Genomic DNA, 13560 nt, shown 5'->3' with positions numbered 1-13560 from the left:
CCCGCGACCCCCAGCGGCTCCCGCGACGTCGCGAGGACGGTCAGCCCCGGCGCCGCCGCGAGCAGCCGCGCGGCCAGGTCGGCGACCGCCTCCACGACGTGCTCGCAGTTGTCGAGCAGCAGCAGCGCCCGGCGCGGACGCAGCGCGCCCAGCAGCCGCTCGACGGGCGAGGGCGCACCGGTCCCGTCCCGGTGCCCGAGGACGCCCGCGACCAGGTCGGCGAGCTCGGCGGCGTCGCGCGGACGCTCCCCGGCCAGCTCCACCAGCCACGTCCCGTCCGGGTACGCGCGCGCCGACCGCGCCGCGACCTCCAGCGCCAGCCGCGTCTTGCCGACCCCGCCCGGCCCGGTGAGCGTCACGAGCCGGTCGCCGCGCAGCGCCGCCAGCGTCGCGGCGACGTCCCGCCCCCGCCCGACCAGCTCGCCGAGGACGGCGGGCAGGGTGATCCCCACCCCCGCCACTGCGCTTGACGAGGCCGTTGCCGTGCCTGGCGTGGTTGCTGTCGCTTGCGTGGCCGGGTTCAGGGCCGTGGACTGGTGCAGGATCGCGCGGTGCAGGCGGGCCAGCTCGGGGCTCGGGTCGACACCCAGCTCCTCGGCGAGCAGCCGTCGCAGCGCCTCGTAGTCGGCCAGCGCCTCGGCCTGCCGCCCGGCGCGGTACAGCGCGCGCAGGTGCGCCGCCCGCAGCCGCTCCCGCAGCGGATACCGGGCGACGAGCTCGCCCAGCACCGGGAGCTCCCCGATCTCCAGGCGCGCCTCCGCCTGCTCCTCGACCGCCGCGAGCCGGGCCTCCTCCCAGCGCGTCGCCGCCGCCTGCAGCAAGCTCCCGCCGTCGAACTCGGCGAACGCCTCGCCGCGCCACAGCGCGAGGGCGTCGTCGAACAGTTCCACTCGGGCACGCGCGTCCTGCTCGGCTCGTGCGCGCGCGACCAGGCCGGTGAACCGCCCGACGTCCGTGGAGTCCACGGCGTCCGTCGCCAGGACGTACCCGGGCGGTTGCGAACGGACGAGCGCGCGGCCACCCGGCTCGGCGTCCTCCAGGACCCTGCGGAGCTGGGACACGCGCGCCTGCAGCGTCCCCTGCGGGTTGCGCGGCGGACGATCGCCCCACAGCGCCTCCACCAGGCGGCCGGACGAGACGACACCGCCCTCGGCGGCCAGCAGGACCGCGAGCAGCATCCGCACCTTGGCCTCGGGCACCCGGACGGTCTCGCCGCCGTCCGTCCACACCGCGAGCGGCCCGAGCACCCCGAAACGCATGGCACCACCCTACGGACGAACCCGTAGTGCCCCCGAAGCGAATCCGTAGCGCTCCGTCCGAGGCTGGGACCACCTCAAGAAACCAAGGAGTGACACATGTCGGTGACCGTCATCGGACTCGGTTCCATGGGCACGCGCATGGCCGAGGTCTTCCTCGAGAAGGGACACGACGTCACGGTCTGGAACCGGACGGCGGCCCGGGCCGAACCCCTCGCCGCCAAGGGCGCGACCCTCGCGCCGAGCGCCGCCGACGCCCTGGCCGCCAACGAGCTGGTCGTGCTCAGCCAGACCCACTACCAGGCCATGTACGACTCGCTGAAGGGCGCCGAGCACGCACTGGAGGGACGCGTCCTGGTCAACCTCAGCTCCGGCAGCCCGGACGAGGTGCGCGAGGCCGCGAAGTGGGCCGAGGCGCACGGCGCGCGGCTGCTCCCGGGCGGCATCATGGTGCCGGTGCCCGGCATCGGGACGCCCGCCGCCGAGACCTACGTCGCGGGGCCGGAGGAGCTGCTCGAACGGCACCGCGGGACCCTCTCCGCCATCAGCGCGACCACCTACGTCGGCGCGGATCCGGGCCTGGCGATGCTCTACTACCTCGCCGGGTTCTACCTGTTCGCCGCGACGATGGGCGCGTTCATGCAGGCCACGGCCCTGGTCGCGAGCGCGGGGGTCTCGCCGCGCGACTACGCGGGGGCCGCCGCGGCCATCATCCGCAGCATCGGCGAGGACGGCCCGATGGGGTTCGTGAAGATCTCGTCCGAGCACATGGCCGACGGCGTCTACCCGGGCGTGGCCGACACCGTCCACATGGAGGCGGTCAGCGTCGGCCACGTCGCCCAGGCCGCCCGCGCCGCCGGGGTGGACGCGTCCATGCCCGGAACCCTCAAGGCCCTCTTCGACCGCGCCGTCGCCGAGGGCCACCACGACGAGGGCATCGGCGCCCTGTACGAGGTGATCCGCGCCAGGACCGCCCGACGCCCGGCCTGACCCGCCGCGCACGGGCCGCCCGGAGTTGCAGAAGAAGCCGGGCGGCCCGTGTTTCGCAGTGGTGTCAACTCGTTGTCAGTGACGGATTTACAGGCGTGGGACGATTTGCGAAACTGGTTCACATGACGGCCCGCGGACCGTGGCGCGCGCGCGGGCGGCTCGACCGATGACCCATGCCGATCGGAGCAGTCATGGCCGCCTCGTTAGCCTTCTCTCCCGAACAGTTCCTCATTGACGCCAGGACGACGGCCGACGCCATCGGTGCGCCCTACTCCGAATCGGCGGTCCGTGCCGTTCTCGACGCCTATCCGAGCGAGTTCCGGAACGGCGCGGTGCTCTGGCGGACCACCGACCGGCCGGGCGCGCCGCTCAACTACCGCTTCTACGAACGGCGCCGCACCGACACCGTCGGCACGGCCGTCCGCGCCGGCCTGCTGTCCGCGGACCACCCTCTGATCAGCCTGATCTCGTCCTGGAGCGCCCTCTACGGCGACGCGTCCACCGAGCTCGTCGATTTCGACGCCGGCCGCGGAATCGCGAAGACGTGGGTTTACCTGGGCGGACTGCGCCCGGTCGAAGAAGTGCTCGGCGCGCCGGACGTCCCGGACGCCTTCCGCCGCCACGAGAGCCGTTTCCGGTCGCTCGGACTGACGTCCGTGCGCCACGTGGCGGTCGACTACCAGGGCCACAGCGCGAACCTCTACTTCCGGACGTCCCGCAGAATCACCCTGGACGAGACCGACCGCATCATTTCCCTGACCGGTGGAAATCCGCCCACGCCGTCCCTGTTCGCGGACATGCGGGAGTTCACCCCGGCCGACGGCTACACCCTGAACGTCACCATGGGCCTTTCCGACGGTGAAATCCAGCGCGTCGGTTTCTACGCCCTCCGCCTCCCGCAGGGCCGGTTCCCGGCCCTCGGCGACCGCCTGACCGCGTTCTTCCGCGCCTCGCCGTCCCGCGACGACGAGGAGATGAACGCCGTCGCCTGGTCGTTCGGCCCCGAGGGCCGGAACTACACCAAGGCCGAGCACAGCTACTGCGGACGCCTCGTCGAGCTCATGAGGACCTGGAACAGCCCGATGGCCCCCGCGCCCGAACGGCGTTGACCTTCCCCCCCGGGCGCTGGCCCGGAAACAGGGCGGTGGTCCGGGGGGAAGGTCAGATCGCGTCCGGTTCGCGTCCGCCCCGCCGGGGGGTGGGCGGCGGATCCGGCGGGGGGTCGGTGAGGGGGAGGCGCATGACCAGGCGGGCACCGCCCGGACTGTCGGCGACCTCCAGGTCGCCGCCGTACAGCCGCGCGATCTCGCGCGCGATGGGGAGGCCGAGGCCGGTGCCCGAAGGGTCCCGGCGGCGCGACTCGGCGAGGCGCGCGAACCGCTCGAAGACCCGCTCGCGCGCCTCCGGCGGGATGCCCGCGCCGTCGTCGCGGACCTCCACGACGGCCTCGTCGCCGTCCCGCCGCACCAGCACCTCGATGACCGTCTCGGCGTGCCGTTCCGCGTTGCTGAGCAGGTTGCCCAGGACGCGGCTGAGCCGGATCGGCGAGCCCAGCACGAACAGGCCGTCCGTCAGGCGGGTCTCGATCGGCACCCGCCACGGCCGCCCCTCCACCTCGCGGCGCACCACGCCGGCGAGCTCGACCGGCACCCGGGCGCCGGGCGCGGGGGAGTCCAGCCGGGCGAGTTCCAGCAGGTCCACGACGATGTCGTTGAGCCGGTTCGCGTCGCGCAGCGCGCCGTGCACGACGGGTCTCCAGTCGAGGTCGTCCGGCTCGTCCAGCGCGACCTCCAGGCGGGTGAGCAGGCCCGCGATCGGGTTGCGCAGGTCGTGCGACGCCTCGGAGACGAACCGGCGCTCCCGGTTGCTGGCCTTCTCCAACTGCTCCAGCGCCGCGTTGACGGCGACGGCCAGCCGCTGGATCTCGCCGCCGGTGTGCGGCTCGGGCACGCGCCGGCTGAGCCCGCTCAACCCGGCGCCGGTGATCTCCGAGAGCTGCCGCCGGATGCGCTCGACCGGCTGCAACGCGCCGCCGATCGTCTGCCACGTCCACCAGGACATCAGCAGCAGCAGGGCGAGCGCCGCCAGCCCGACCTCCAGGTACAGGGCCGGCGCCGTCTGGGAGGACGGGACCGTGGCGGCGACGTACACGATCGGCGTGTTCGGGAACCCGGCCCCGCCGATCCGCATCCCGACCAGCTCGACGCAGGACGGCAGGTACGACGGACACGCGCGCCGCCCGATCAGCAGGTCCTGCGCGCGGAGCGGCGCCGGGTTCAGCGGCGGACGGCCGCGCACCTCCGCGGACGCGGCGGTGACGCGCCCGTCCGGCTGGACGACCTGGATCAGCGCCGGCTCGCCGGGACGCGGCGTCAGCGCCTGCGCCGTGTGGCCGAGCGTGGCGTCGTAGATGACGCGCTGCAGCGTCTCGTACGCGTTCCGCCGGGCCGTCGACTCCGCCGCGTACTCCAGCAGGTGCACGGCCAGGAACGTGGACAGCGCCAGCACCGACCCCGTCATCACGACGGTGATGACGGTGGCCCGCCCGCGCACCGAGATGAAGACCCGAGCGAACCACCGGCGCAGCCGGCCGCCGTCGGCGTCCTCGTCCACACGTCCTCCGCACTGTGCCGGATCGTCCCGCGCCGGTCGCGCGCGAGGGCCGGAACGGGGTGACCGACCCTGTCTAGTGGACCGGGGGCCGGTGCTTCGAGCCGCCCACAGCCCATATTGCGGAACCATTGAGCCCGGTTGACCGGACCTCACCGGCTCGGCCGCCCGGCGGCCGACCGCGGGCGTTCCGCGCGGTCGTTCCGCGGTCAGTCCGCGGTCAGGCCGGGGTCATTCCTCGGGATCGACCCGCATCGCCGACTCCTCGGCGGAGAAGCCGCCGGTGTCCGGGCCGACCTCGGTCGCGGTCTCGTCGGGCTCGTCCACCGGGTGGGCGCCCTCGTCGGGGGCGACGAGCCTGCCCGCCGGACGCGGCTCCTCCCACACCTGCCCGGACGGCTCCTCGGGCTGCGCGGCGGCGGTGTCGTCCGCGCCGTCGTCGGCCTCGAAGCCGGTGTCCAGGTCCGACCCGGGGCCGAGGCCGCCCTCGTCGGTGATCGCGCCCTCCCGCTCCCCTTCGGCCCCGCCCTCCTCCTCGTCCGCGCCGAAGTCCGCGCCGGTGTCCTCGGCGCCCGGCATCGGCCGCGGCCCGGTGGCGCCGAACTCCGGCTGCTCCTCGGGCTCCTCGCGTTCCAGGCGGCGCTTCACCGTCTCGCCCTCGCGCTGCTCCTCGGCCGTGGTGCCGAACTCGTCCAGCGCCAGCGGACGGTCCGCCGGGACCGACGCCTCCTGCGGATCGACCGCCCGCTGCTGCCCGGGCGTCCCGTTCTGGAGGTCGGGGATGCCCTCGTCCTCCAGGCGCGAGCGGGGGTCGGGCTCGGGTACGTGCCGTGCCATGGGGTCGCTCCTCTCGTTCGAACGTTGGTGATGTGCCGCCGGGACCGGCCGCTCGGGGCCTCGGGCGTCGGCCCTGGGGCGTCGGCCGTCGGCCATGGGGCGTCGGAGCCTCGGGCCGGTCGGGGCTCCGGCGGGTCAGGGCCTGCCGCCGACCCCGGTGCGGACCTCGTGGGAGCGCATCGGGCCGCCGGTGCCGGGGGACAGCGGCGGCGTGTCCATGCCGGTGCCGCCGCGGAGCCCTTCGAGGAACTCCGCGAGGGCATCCCGGGACGTGTGCACCGGCGTCCAGCCCAGTTCGGACCGGGCCCGTCCGGTGTCCATGACCGGGATGCGCAGCGCCATGTCCAGCAGCTGCGGCGACGCGGGGACGAGCCGGAGCGCCCACGCCGCGGCGAGCGCGGTCCGCACGGCCCGCAGCGGCAGCCGGACCTTCCGCGCGCCGAGCAGGTCCGCGAGGACGTCGGCGTCCACGACCGGGTCGGCGGCCAGGTTGAACGCCCCGCGGACGTCCCGCAGGACCGCCAGCCGGAACGCCTCCCCGGCGTCCGCCGAGTGCAGCGCCTGGAACCGCAGGCCGGGCAGGTCGGGCACGAACGGGATCAGGTCGGGCCGCGCCAGCCGGCCCGGCACCAGCGGGCCGGCGAACAGCCGCCGCTGCTCGACCGACGACTCCCGCTTGAAGATGAACCCGGGCCGCAGCCGGACCACCCGGCACGCGGGGTGCTCGGCCTCGAACGCGTCCAGCAGCCGTTCGACGTAGGCCTTCTCGCGTCCGTAGGCCGCCGAGGGCCAGCCGTGCGTGGGCCAGCTCTCGTCCACCGCGCGGTCCTTGGGGCCGGGCGAGTACGCGCCGACGGACGAGGAGTAGACCAGCGCGGGGACCTCCGCCTCGGCCGTCGCGCGCAGCACCCGCGCGCTGCCCTGCACGTTGGCCCGCCACGTCACCGTCGGGTCGTGGGTGGGCTGGAACAGCCACGCCAGGTGGACGACCGCGTCCGCGCCGCGCAGGATCGGCACCAGGTCGGACTTCGCCACGTCCGCCTCGGCCCACTCGACCTTGTCGGCGGTCCACTCCGGCCGTCTCCGCGCGACCCCGACGATCGACGTGACCTGCGGGGTGGCGCTCAGCGCCTGGACGGTGCTGGTCCCCACGTTCCCGGTGGCGCCGATGACGACGATCCGCATGCGTCCCCCATCTCCTGTCCGGCCCCTCCGGGGCCCGGTCGCTAGTGCTGCTGCTGCTTCAGCATGGTCAGGTGCTGCTGCATCACGGGCGCCGACTGCTTCGCCAGCGCGACGACGGCGGGATCGGACCCGTGCGCCGCCTCGTTCTGGGTGGCGGCGATCGCCTGCTCGTGCGCGGTGATCATGGACGAGACGAACTGGTTGTCGAACTCCGATCCGGTGAGGGCGCCGAGCTGCTGCTGCTGTGCCGCCTGGTCGGCCGTGGGCGTGGTCGGCAGCGAGACGCCGAGCCGCTCGGCCGTGGTGACGACCTGCTGGTCCAGCTGGGTGTGGTCCTTCAGCAGCGTGGCGCCCTCGTTCTGGACCTGCGCGCTCCCGCTCTTGTCCTGCGCGAGCTGCCCCGCCTCGATCTCGGCGACGTTGCCCTGGTGGGCCTGGGCGAGCCAGGCCCTGTCCTGCGCGGAGAGCCGGTCGGTGGGCGGACGCGTGGTCATGGGCGTGTGCACGGCGGCGTGCTTGCCGGGCCCGTCGTAGGCCCCGCAGGAGGTTCCCGCGGTCATGATCACGACGGCGGCCACCACCGCCGGCCACCGGGTGACGGACATGATCCGATCTCCTTCACTCGTCGCGTCGCCTACCGTCCCTCCCTGGATCTGACCTGCACGCAGGTTCTAAACCCCGGGCTCCGGACGCGCGAACGGCCGCCCGTCGTGGACGGGCGGCCGTGCGGGGGATGGGGCGGGGTCCGGCGGACCGGAGATCGGTGTGTCAGCTCCCGTCGATGAACTGGTGGTCGGTGCGGATCCGTCCGTCGCCGTCCAGCCTGAGGACGTCCAGGCCGCCGCCGACGGACTTGCCCGTCCCCGTCTCCACCATCGCCCACCGGACGGCGACGACGTCGGCCCTCAGGGTGACGGGCTCGGCGGCGGCCTCGAACACGTGCTCGCCGGGTTCGATGAACATCTCGTAGGCGCGCGTCACCCGGGCGTCCAGGGCCTGGTGCCCCCGGACCTCCAGCGGCGGCACGGGGAAGGCCAGCCGGGCGGCCGCCTCCCGGACCTCCTGGGGCGGGTCCGCCAGGACATGGACCCCGTCGTCCGCCCACAGCTCGCGGACGAGTTCACTCCTGCGGCCGGCGTCCGGCTCGTTCCAGAGGGCCGTGTAGCGGTCTGCCAGACCAGCGTGGTTGCTCATACCGGCAGTCTGCTGACCGGACCACACCGATGCGATTCCCCGCAGGGAATGACCCGACTCGCCGGAGCCTTGCCGCCGGACGTCAGGGGATCTTGGGCGTGGCGCGGTCGATGAGCGGGGTGAGGTCGAGGCCGGGCGGGAGGGTGCCGAACGCGACGCCCCAGTCGCCGGACAGGCGGGTGGCGCAGAAGGCGTCGGCGACGGCGGGGTGGCCGTGCCGGACGAGCAGCGACCCCTGCAGCACCAGGGCGAGCTGCTCGGCGACGCGGCGGGCCCGCAGCTCGATGGTGCCGAGGTCGGTGAGGGCGTCCTTGGCCCGGCGGACCGCGTCGTCGAGGCGGGCGTCCGCGCCCGCGGCGAGCCCGACCTCGGTGAAGAACGCCTCGACGGTCTCCGGCTCCTTGGCCATCGCGCGCAGGATGTCCAGGGCGGCGACGTTGCCCGAGCCCTCCCAGATGGAGTTCAGGGGGCTCTCGCGGAACAGCCGGGGCATCCCGGAGTCCTCGACGTAGCCGTTGCCGCCGAGGCATTCGAGGGATTCGGCGGCGTGGGACGGCCAGCGCTTGCAGACCCAGTACTTGCTGACGGCGAGGGCGAGGCGCTTGAAGGCGCTCTCGGACGCGTCGCCCCGCACGGAGCGGTCGGTCGCCCCGGCGAGCCGCGTCATGAGGACGGTCGCGGCCTCCGACTCCAGCGACAGGTCGGCCAGGACGTTGCGCATCAGCGCGTGCTCGGCGAGGTACCTGCCGAACGTCCTGCGGTGGGCGGCGTGGTGGGCGGCCATGGTGACGCCCGCGCGCATGCCGGACGCGGCGCCGATGACGCAGTCCAGACGGGTCATGTTGACCATCTCGATGATGGTCCGGACGCCGCGTCCCTCCTCGCCGACCCGGTAGGCGACGGCGTTCTCGTACTCGACCTCGGACGACGCGTTGGACTTGTTGCCCAGCTTGTCCTTCAGCCGCATCAGGCGCAGCGGGTTGAGGGTGCCGTCCGGCAGGACGCGCGGGACCAGGAAGCAGGTCACGCCCGCGTCGGTCTGCGCGAGGGTGAGGAACAGGTCGCACATCGGGGCGCTGGTGAACCACTTGTGCCCGACGAGCGTGTACGTACCGTCCGGCTGGAACTTGTGCCCGACGAGCGTGTACGTACCGTCCGGCTGGAGGGTCGCGCGGGTGGTGTTGGCGCGGACGTCCGAGCCGCCCTGCTTCTCGGTCATCGACATGCCCGCGAGCAGGGCGTTCTTGGTGAGCGGGGCGCGCAGACCGTAGTCGTACTCGGTCTTGGCGAGCAGCGGTTCGTAGCGGTCGGCCAGCTCGGGCGACTGGCGCAGCGCCGGGACGGCCGCGTACGTCATGGAGATCGGGCAGCCGTGCCCGGCGTCCACCCGCCACGTGTAGAACTTGGCGGCGCGGGCGACGTGCGCGCCGGGACGGTCGTCCGCCCAGGGCGCGCCGTGCAGCCCGTGGGTGACGGCGACGCTCATCAGCTCGTGCCAGGCCGGGTGGAACTCGACCTCGTCGATCCGGTGCCCGTAGCGGTCGTGGGTGCGCAGGACGGGCGGGTTCTCGTTCGCGAGGCGCCCCCACTCCTGGGCCTGCCCGGTCCCGGCCAGCAGGCCCAGCTCGTGCACCTCGGGCAGGGCCCAGGCGGCGTCCTCGCGGGCCAGGCCGTCGAGCAGCGCGGGATCGTCCGCGACGTCGTGCCCGACCATCGGCGGGACCTGGTTGAACACCTCGTGGGTCGGCACGGCGATCTCCTCACGGACGGGGGGTGCGTGGACCCAACCTTACAGAATCGAATCAGGCGCAGGGAAGGTGTAGTGCCGATGCGGGCGCCAGGGCGGCGCGGGACGACCCCGGAGGAGGTCGCGGAGGGCCGAAGGTCCCGGAACGAGGGCTCCGCGTCCTCCCCGGGAGGGGGTTGATCTCGTCCCCCCGGTGGATTGTTCGGCGGTCGCGGGGGCATAACGTCGGAAGCATGAGCCAGCCCACCCCGCAGCAGGCGCGGACCTCCGCCGCCCCGCCGCCGGAGCAGCCCCCGGACCAGCCCCGGGAGCAGGCGCCGCGGCCGGGCCGGGAGCAGGGGATCCGCGCCTCGGACGCCGAGCGCGAGGCGGTCGTCGAGCACCTCCGCGTCGCCTCCGTGGAGGGCCGCCTGACGTTCGCGGAGCTGGCCGAGCGCACCGAGGCCGCCTACGCCGCGGTCACCCGCGCCGCGCTGGAGGCGGTCGTCGCCGACCTGCCCGGCATGGGCGCGCCGGGCGCCGCCCCGGCCCCGCTGCTGAAGACCCGCCGGTTCAGCGCCGTCCTCGGCGACGTCACCGAGCGGATCGTCGGCCGCATCGACGCCGAGCTGGAGATCCTCGCGGTCCTCGGCGACGTCCGGGTCGACCTGCGCGCCGCCCAGGTGCCGACCGGCACGGTCAGCCTGGTGGCGAACGCGGTGCTCGGGGACGTCACCGTGATCGTCCCGTCCGGGGCCGTGGTGGAGCTGACCGGGCACGCCGTCCTCGGCGACCGCCGGGTGTCGGCGCGGCAGGTCCCGGCCGGCGAGCGGATGCCGGTCGTCCGGATCCGCGCCAACGCCTATCTGGGCGACATCCAGATCGTCGACGAGGAGCCGTCCTCCTGGTGGTGACCTGACCGGAGGACGCTGCCCGAACCGAAGAGCCGGCCCCCGCCCGGGGGACCGGCTCTTTCGCGTGCGGGGCGGCCTCTTCGCGTGCGGGGCCGCCTCTTCGCGTGGAAGGCGGCTCAGCCCTTCTCGGGTTCCTCCTGCCGGTGCCGGGCGACGCGCGTGCCGAGCCAGCCGAAGTAGGCGGCGACGCCGACCAGGCCGGCCCTGCGGGTCCGCCGCGGGACGAGCGCGAGGCCGAGCGCGAGCTCGGTCGCGCCGTTCCGCTTGATCCACAGCTCGGTGTCGTGCGGGAAGCCCGCCCGCGAGATCGGCTCGAAGAGCCGCGGCGCGGCGAAGTGGGCGGCGCCGGTGACGGCCAGTGCGATGCCCGCCTTGCGGATCAGGGCCATGGGGGGACGTCCTCTCATCGGGTGAACTCGTAGTCGTCGAGGTCGAAGGTCCGGGCCCGGCGCTGGACGTGCAGGCCGGACTGCGGACGGATGTACGGCGCCTCGCCGCGCTTGTCGAAGTAGTAGGAGTTGGAGCGCGCGCAGCTCGGCTGGGCGAGGATCGTTCCCCGCATCCGCCGCCGCATGTCCGCGGTGAACGCGTCGTGCGGCCCGCGCCGCACCGCGACCCGCCGCGCCCCCCGCCGCCGCGCCTCCGCCAGGACCCGGACGATGTGCGTCGTCCCCGCCTCGATGATGGAGAACCAGGACGCCCCGGTCACCGTGTACGGGCCGTTCATCATCCAGAAGTTCGGCACGAACGGCACCGACAGGCCCTCGTAGGCGTGGTACCGCTCGCGGTCCCAGTGCCCGCCCAGCTCGACGCCGTCCAGCCCGACGACCGGGAACGGCGGCGTCGCGCCCGGCTCCAGGATCTTGAACCCGGTGGCCAGGACGAGCGTGTCGGCGGGCCGCTCCACCCCGTCCCGGGTGACGATCCCGGACGCGGTGACCCGCGCGATCGGCTCGGTCACCAGCTCGACGTCCTTCCTGGTGAAGGCCGGAAAGTAGCGGTTGGAGAACGACGGCCGCTTGCAGCCGAACCCGTAGCGCGGGGTGAGCCTGCGGCGCAGCGCCGGGTCGGGCACCTGCCGCCGCAGGTGCGCCCGGCACAGCAGCTCCGCCCCGCGCACCAGGAACGGCGCCTTGCTGTAGTGGACGATCCCGAGCACCATCACGACCTCGGACACCGCCGTCGTCACCAGCCGGACGAGCCGCTGCGCGGGCGGGAACACCCGGAACAGCCGCCGCACCGCCGGGGGGATCGCGAAGTCCACCTTCGGGAAGACCCAGATCGGCGTCCGCTGGTACACGTCCAGGTGCGCGGCCCGCTCGGCGAGCTCCGGGATCACCTGCAGGCCCGACGCGCCCGTCCCGACCACGGCGACCCGCTCGCCGCGCACGTCGTGGCCGTGGTCCCAGCGCGCCGTGTGGACGACCTTCCCGGCGAAGTCCGCGAGGCCCGGGATGTCGGGGTCCTTGGGCTGGTCGAGCGGGCCGACGGCGCAGACGAGGAACCGCGCCTCCAACTCCCCGCCCTCTTCACCGGAAGCGCCGCCGGAAACCCCGGAAGTGCCGCCGGACGTGCCGCGGGCGGTGGAGATGCGCCACAGGTGGGCGTCCGCGTCGAAGACGGCCTTCTCGACGCGGGTGTTCAGGCGCAGGTGCGGGCGCAGGCCGTACTTGGTCGCGCAGCGCTCCGCGTAGGCCCGCACCTCCTCGCCCGGCGCGAACGCCCGCGACCAGCCGGGGTTCGGCTCGAAGGAGTAGCAGTAGGTCGAGGACGGGATGTCCACGGCCACGCCCGGATAGGTGTTGTGCCGCCAGACCCCGCCGACGCTCTCCGCCGCGTCCAGGATGACGAAGTCGCGGATGCCGCGCCGCAGGAGCTGGATCCCCACGCACATCCCGGAGAACCCGGCCCCGACGATCACGATCTCAGGCATCGGACCCCTTCCGCCGCAGTCCCGTGTGCTCGGTTTCGCACCCTGGCACGGCGTCGCCCGGCGGTGCGGTGTCGCCCGGCGGTGCGGTGTCGCGCGGCGGTGCGGTGTCGCGCGGCGGTGCGGTGTCGCGCCGTCGGGCCGCCTGCTCCGCGACGCGCCGGTCGTGCTCGCCGCGCGTCCCGAAGGTCTGCCGGTAGGCGCGGTCGCCGTCCATCAGCCGCCGGAACGCCCGGACGGCGGGCTCGGGCGCGACCGCGAGCGCCGGGCCGAGCAGCGCGAGCCAGCCGGGCACCGGGTACTCGGCCCGGCGGGAGACGCAGCTGCGCACGACCGCCTTGGCGACCCGGTCCGGGTCGACCGTCGGCAGGCCGCCGCCGAGCCGGACGCCCTCGGTCAGGCCCGTCCGGACGGCCGTCGGCAGGACGGCGCTGACGCTCACCCCGTGCGCCGCCATCTCCTCCCGGACGGCCGCCGTCAGCCCCACCGCCGCGTACTTGCTGGCGTTGTAGACCGCCATCCCCGGCAGCGGCAGCCTCCCGGCCAGCGAGCAGACGTTCACGACGTGGCCGCGTCCGCGCGCGACCATCTCCGGCAGGACGGTCCGCATCCCGTTGACCAGGCCCCGGACGTTGACGTCCATCGTGGTCGCGCTGACCTCGTCGGGTTCGTCGAGGAACGGGCCGAGGGGCATGACCCCGGCGTTGTTGACGAGCACGTCCACCGGTCCGGCCGCGTCCCGGACCGCCGCGACGAACGCCGTGAACGAGGCCCGGTCGGTGACGTCCAGCCGGCCGGCGAGGACGAGGTCCCCGGCGTTCGGGCCGAGCGCGGCGGAGAGCTCGGCGGCGGTGCGGCCGGCGGCCTCGGCGTCCAGATCGCCGACGGCCACGCGCGCGCCGCGCTCGGCGAGCAGGC

General features: G+C 74.3%; 13 protein-coding genes. 3 read left to right on the top strand and 10 right to left on the bottom strand.

Annotation, left to right across the window (positions count from 1 at the left end; all coding sequences use genetic code 11):
• The coding region (locus DZF91_RS17695) for an AfsR/SARP family transcriptional regulator (RefSeq protein WP_147341192.1) at positions 1–1259 on the bottom strand (1259 nt) is incomplete at its 3' end.
• Between the two features lie 96 nt (positions 1260–1355).
• Between DZF91_RS17695 and DZF91_RS17690 the strand changes: the two genes are divergently transcribed.
• A complete protein-coding gene (locus DZF91_RS17690; RefSeq protein ID WP_117358563.1) occupies positions 1356–2246 on the top strand; it encodes an NAD(P)-dependent oxidoreductase in 891 nt (296 codons plus the stop codon).
• Positions 2247–2419: 173 nt separating this feature from the next.
• On the top strand, positions 2420–3355 hold the full coding sequence (locus DZF91_RS17685) for an aromatic prenyltransferase (RefSeq protein WP_117358562.1): 936 nt from the start codon (positions 2420–2422) through the stop codon (positions 3353–3355).
• A 52-nt stretch (positions 3356–3407) separates the two neighbouring features.
• Here DZF91_RS17685 and DZF91_RS17680 read toward each other — a convergent pair whose 3' ends face one another.
• The 6 genes from DZF91_RS17680 to DZF91_RS17655 all read right to left on the bottom strand — a co-directional run bounded on the left by DZF91_RS17680 (position 3408) and on the right by DZF91_RS17655 (position 9822).
• Positions 3408–4859: a sensor histidine kinase gene (locus tag DZF91_RS17680; protein ID WP_235834373.1), complete on the bottom strand. Its 1452-nt coding sequence runs from the start codon at positions 4857–4859 to the stop codon at positions 3408–3410.
• A gap of 228 nt (positions 4860–5087) precedes the next feature.
• Positions 5088–5693, bottom strand: a complete 606-nt coding sequence (locus DZF91_RS17675) for a DUF5709 domain-containing protein (protein WP_117358560.1) — start codon at positions 5691–5693, stop codon at positions 5088–5090.
• A 135-nt stretch (positions 5694–5828) separates the two neighbouring features.
• Positions 5829–6878: an NAD-dependent epimerase/dehydratase family protein gene (locus DZF91_RS17670; RefSeq protein ID WP_117358559.1), complete on the bottom strand. Its 1050-nt coding sequence runs from the start codon at positions 6876–6878 to the stop codon at positions 5829–5831.
• A 41-nt stretch (positions 6879–6919) separates the two neighbouring features.
• Positions 6920–7483, bottom strand: a complete 564-nt coding sequence (locus DZF91_RS17665; protein WP_117358558.1) for a DUF4142 domain-containing protein — start codon at positions 7481–7483, stop codon at positions 6920–6922.
• A gap of 163 nt (positions 7484–7646) precedes the next feature.
• Positions 7647–8072: a hypothetical protein gene (locus DZF91_RS17660; protein WP_117358557.1), complete on the bottom strand. Its 426-nt coding sequence runs from the start codon at positions 8070–8072 to the stop codon at positions 7647–7649.
• A gap of 82 nt (positions 8073–8154) precedes the next feature.
• Positions 8155–9822 (bottom strand): acyl-CoA dehydrogenase family protein, encoded by a 1668-nt coding sequence (locus tag DZF91_RS17655; RefSeq protein WP_117358556.1) that lies wholly within the window; start codon positions 9820–9822, stop codon positions 8155–8157.
• A 230-nt stretch (positions 9823–10052) separates the two neighbouring features.
• Between DZF91_RS17655 and DZF91_RS17650 the strand changes: the two genes are divergently transcribed.
• Positions 10053–10712, top strand: a complete 660-nt coding sequence (locus DZF91_RS17650) for a DUF1707 SHOCT-like domain-containing protein (RefSeq protein ID WP_235834372.1) — start codon at positions 10053–10055, stop codon at positions 10710–10712.
• A gap of 116 nt (positions 10713–10828) precedes the next feature.
• Here DZF91_RS17650 and DZF91_RS17645 read toward each other — a convergent pair whose 3' ends face one another.
• From DZF91_RS17645 to DZF91_RS17635, 3 genes are all read right to left on the bottom strand, one after another.
• A complete protein-coding gene (locus tag DZF91_RS17645) occupies positions 10829–11101 on the bottom strand; it encodes a hypothetical protein (RefSeq protein ID WP_117358555.1) in 273 nt (90 codons plus the stop codon).
• 14 nt (positions 11102–11115) lie between these two features.
• Positions 11116–12645 carry a flavin-containing monooxygenase gene (locus DZF91_RS17640; RefSeq protein WP_117358554.1) on the bottom strand — a complete coding sequence of 510 codons (1530 nt, stop codon included), beginning with the start codon at positions 12643–12645 and terminating at the stop codon, positions 11116–11118.
• Positions 12638–13560: SDR family NAD(P)-dependent oxidoreductase (locus tag DZF91_RS17635; protein ID WP_117358553.1), on the bottom strand; the 923-nt coding region annotated here is incomplete at its 5' end. The genes DZF91_RS17640 and DZF91_RS17635, both read right to left, overlap by 8 nt.

It is taken from the genome of Actinomadura logoneensis (genome assembly GCF_003428695.1).
GTDB lineage: Bacteria > Actinomycetota > Actinomycetes > Streptosporangiales > Streptosporangiaceae > Spirillospora > Spirillospora logoneensis.
This window is presented reverse-complemented; position numbering and strand designations above follow the sequence as displayed.

Bases quoted from the DNA above. Each gene is read 5' to 3' on its own strand.
- DZF91_RS17690 (WP_117358563.1), top strand. From the start codon at position 1,356: ATGTCGGTGACCGTCATCGGACTCGGTTCCATGGGCACGCGCATGGCC.
- DZF91_RS17685 (WP_117358562.1), top strand. From the start codon at position 2,420: ATGCCGATCGGAGCAGTCATGGCCGCCTCGTTAGCCTTCTCTCCCGAA.
- DZF91_RS17675 (WP_117358560.1), bottom strand. From the start codon at position 5,693: ATGGCACGGCACGTACCCGAGCCCGACCCCCGCTCGCGCCTGGAGGAC.
- DZF91_RS17670 (WP_117358559.1), bottom strand. From the start codon at position 6,878: ATGCGGATCGTCGTCATCGGCGCCACCGGGAACGTGGGGACCAGCACC.
- DZF91_RS17665 (WP_117358558.1), bottom strand. From the start codon at position 7,483: ATGTCCGTCACCCGGTGGCCGGCGGTGGTGGCCGCCGTCGTGATCATG.
- DZF91_RS17660 (WP_117358557.1), bottom strand. From the start codon at position 8,072: ATGAGCAACCACGCTGGTCTGGCAGACCGCTACACGGCCCTCTGGAAC.
- DZF91_RS17650 (WP_235834372.1), top strand. From the start codon at position 10,053: ATGAGCCAGCCCACCCCGCAGCAGGCGCGGACCTCCGCCGCCCCGCCG.
- DZF91_RS17645 (WP_117358555.1), bottom strand. From the start codon at position 11,101: ATGGCCCTGATCCGCAAGGCGGGCATCGCACTGGCCGTCACCGGCGCC.
- DZF91_RS17640 (WP_117358554.1), bottom strand. From the start codon at position 12,645: ATGCCTGAGATCGTGATCGTCGGGGCCGGGTTCTCCGGGATGTGCGTG.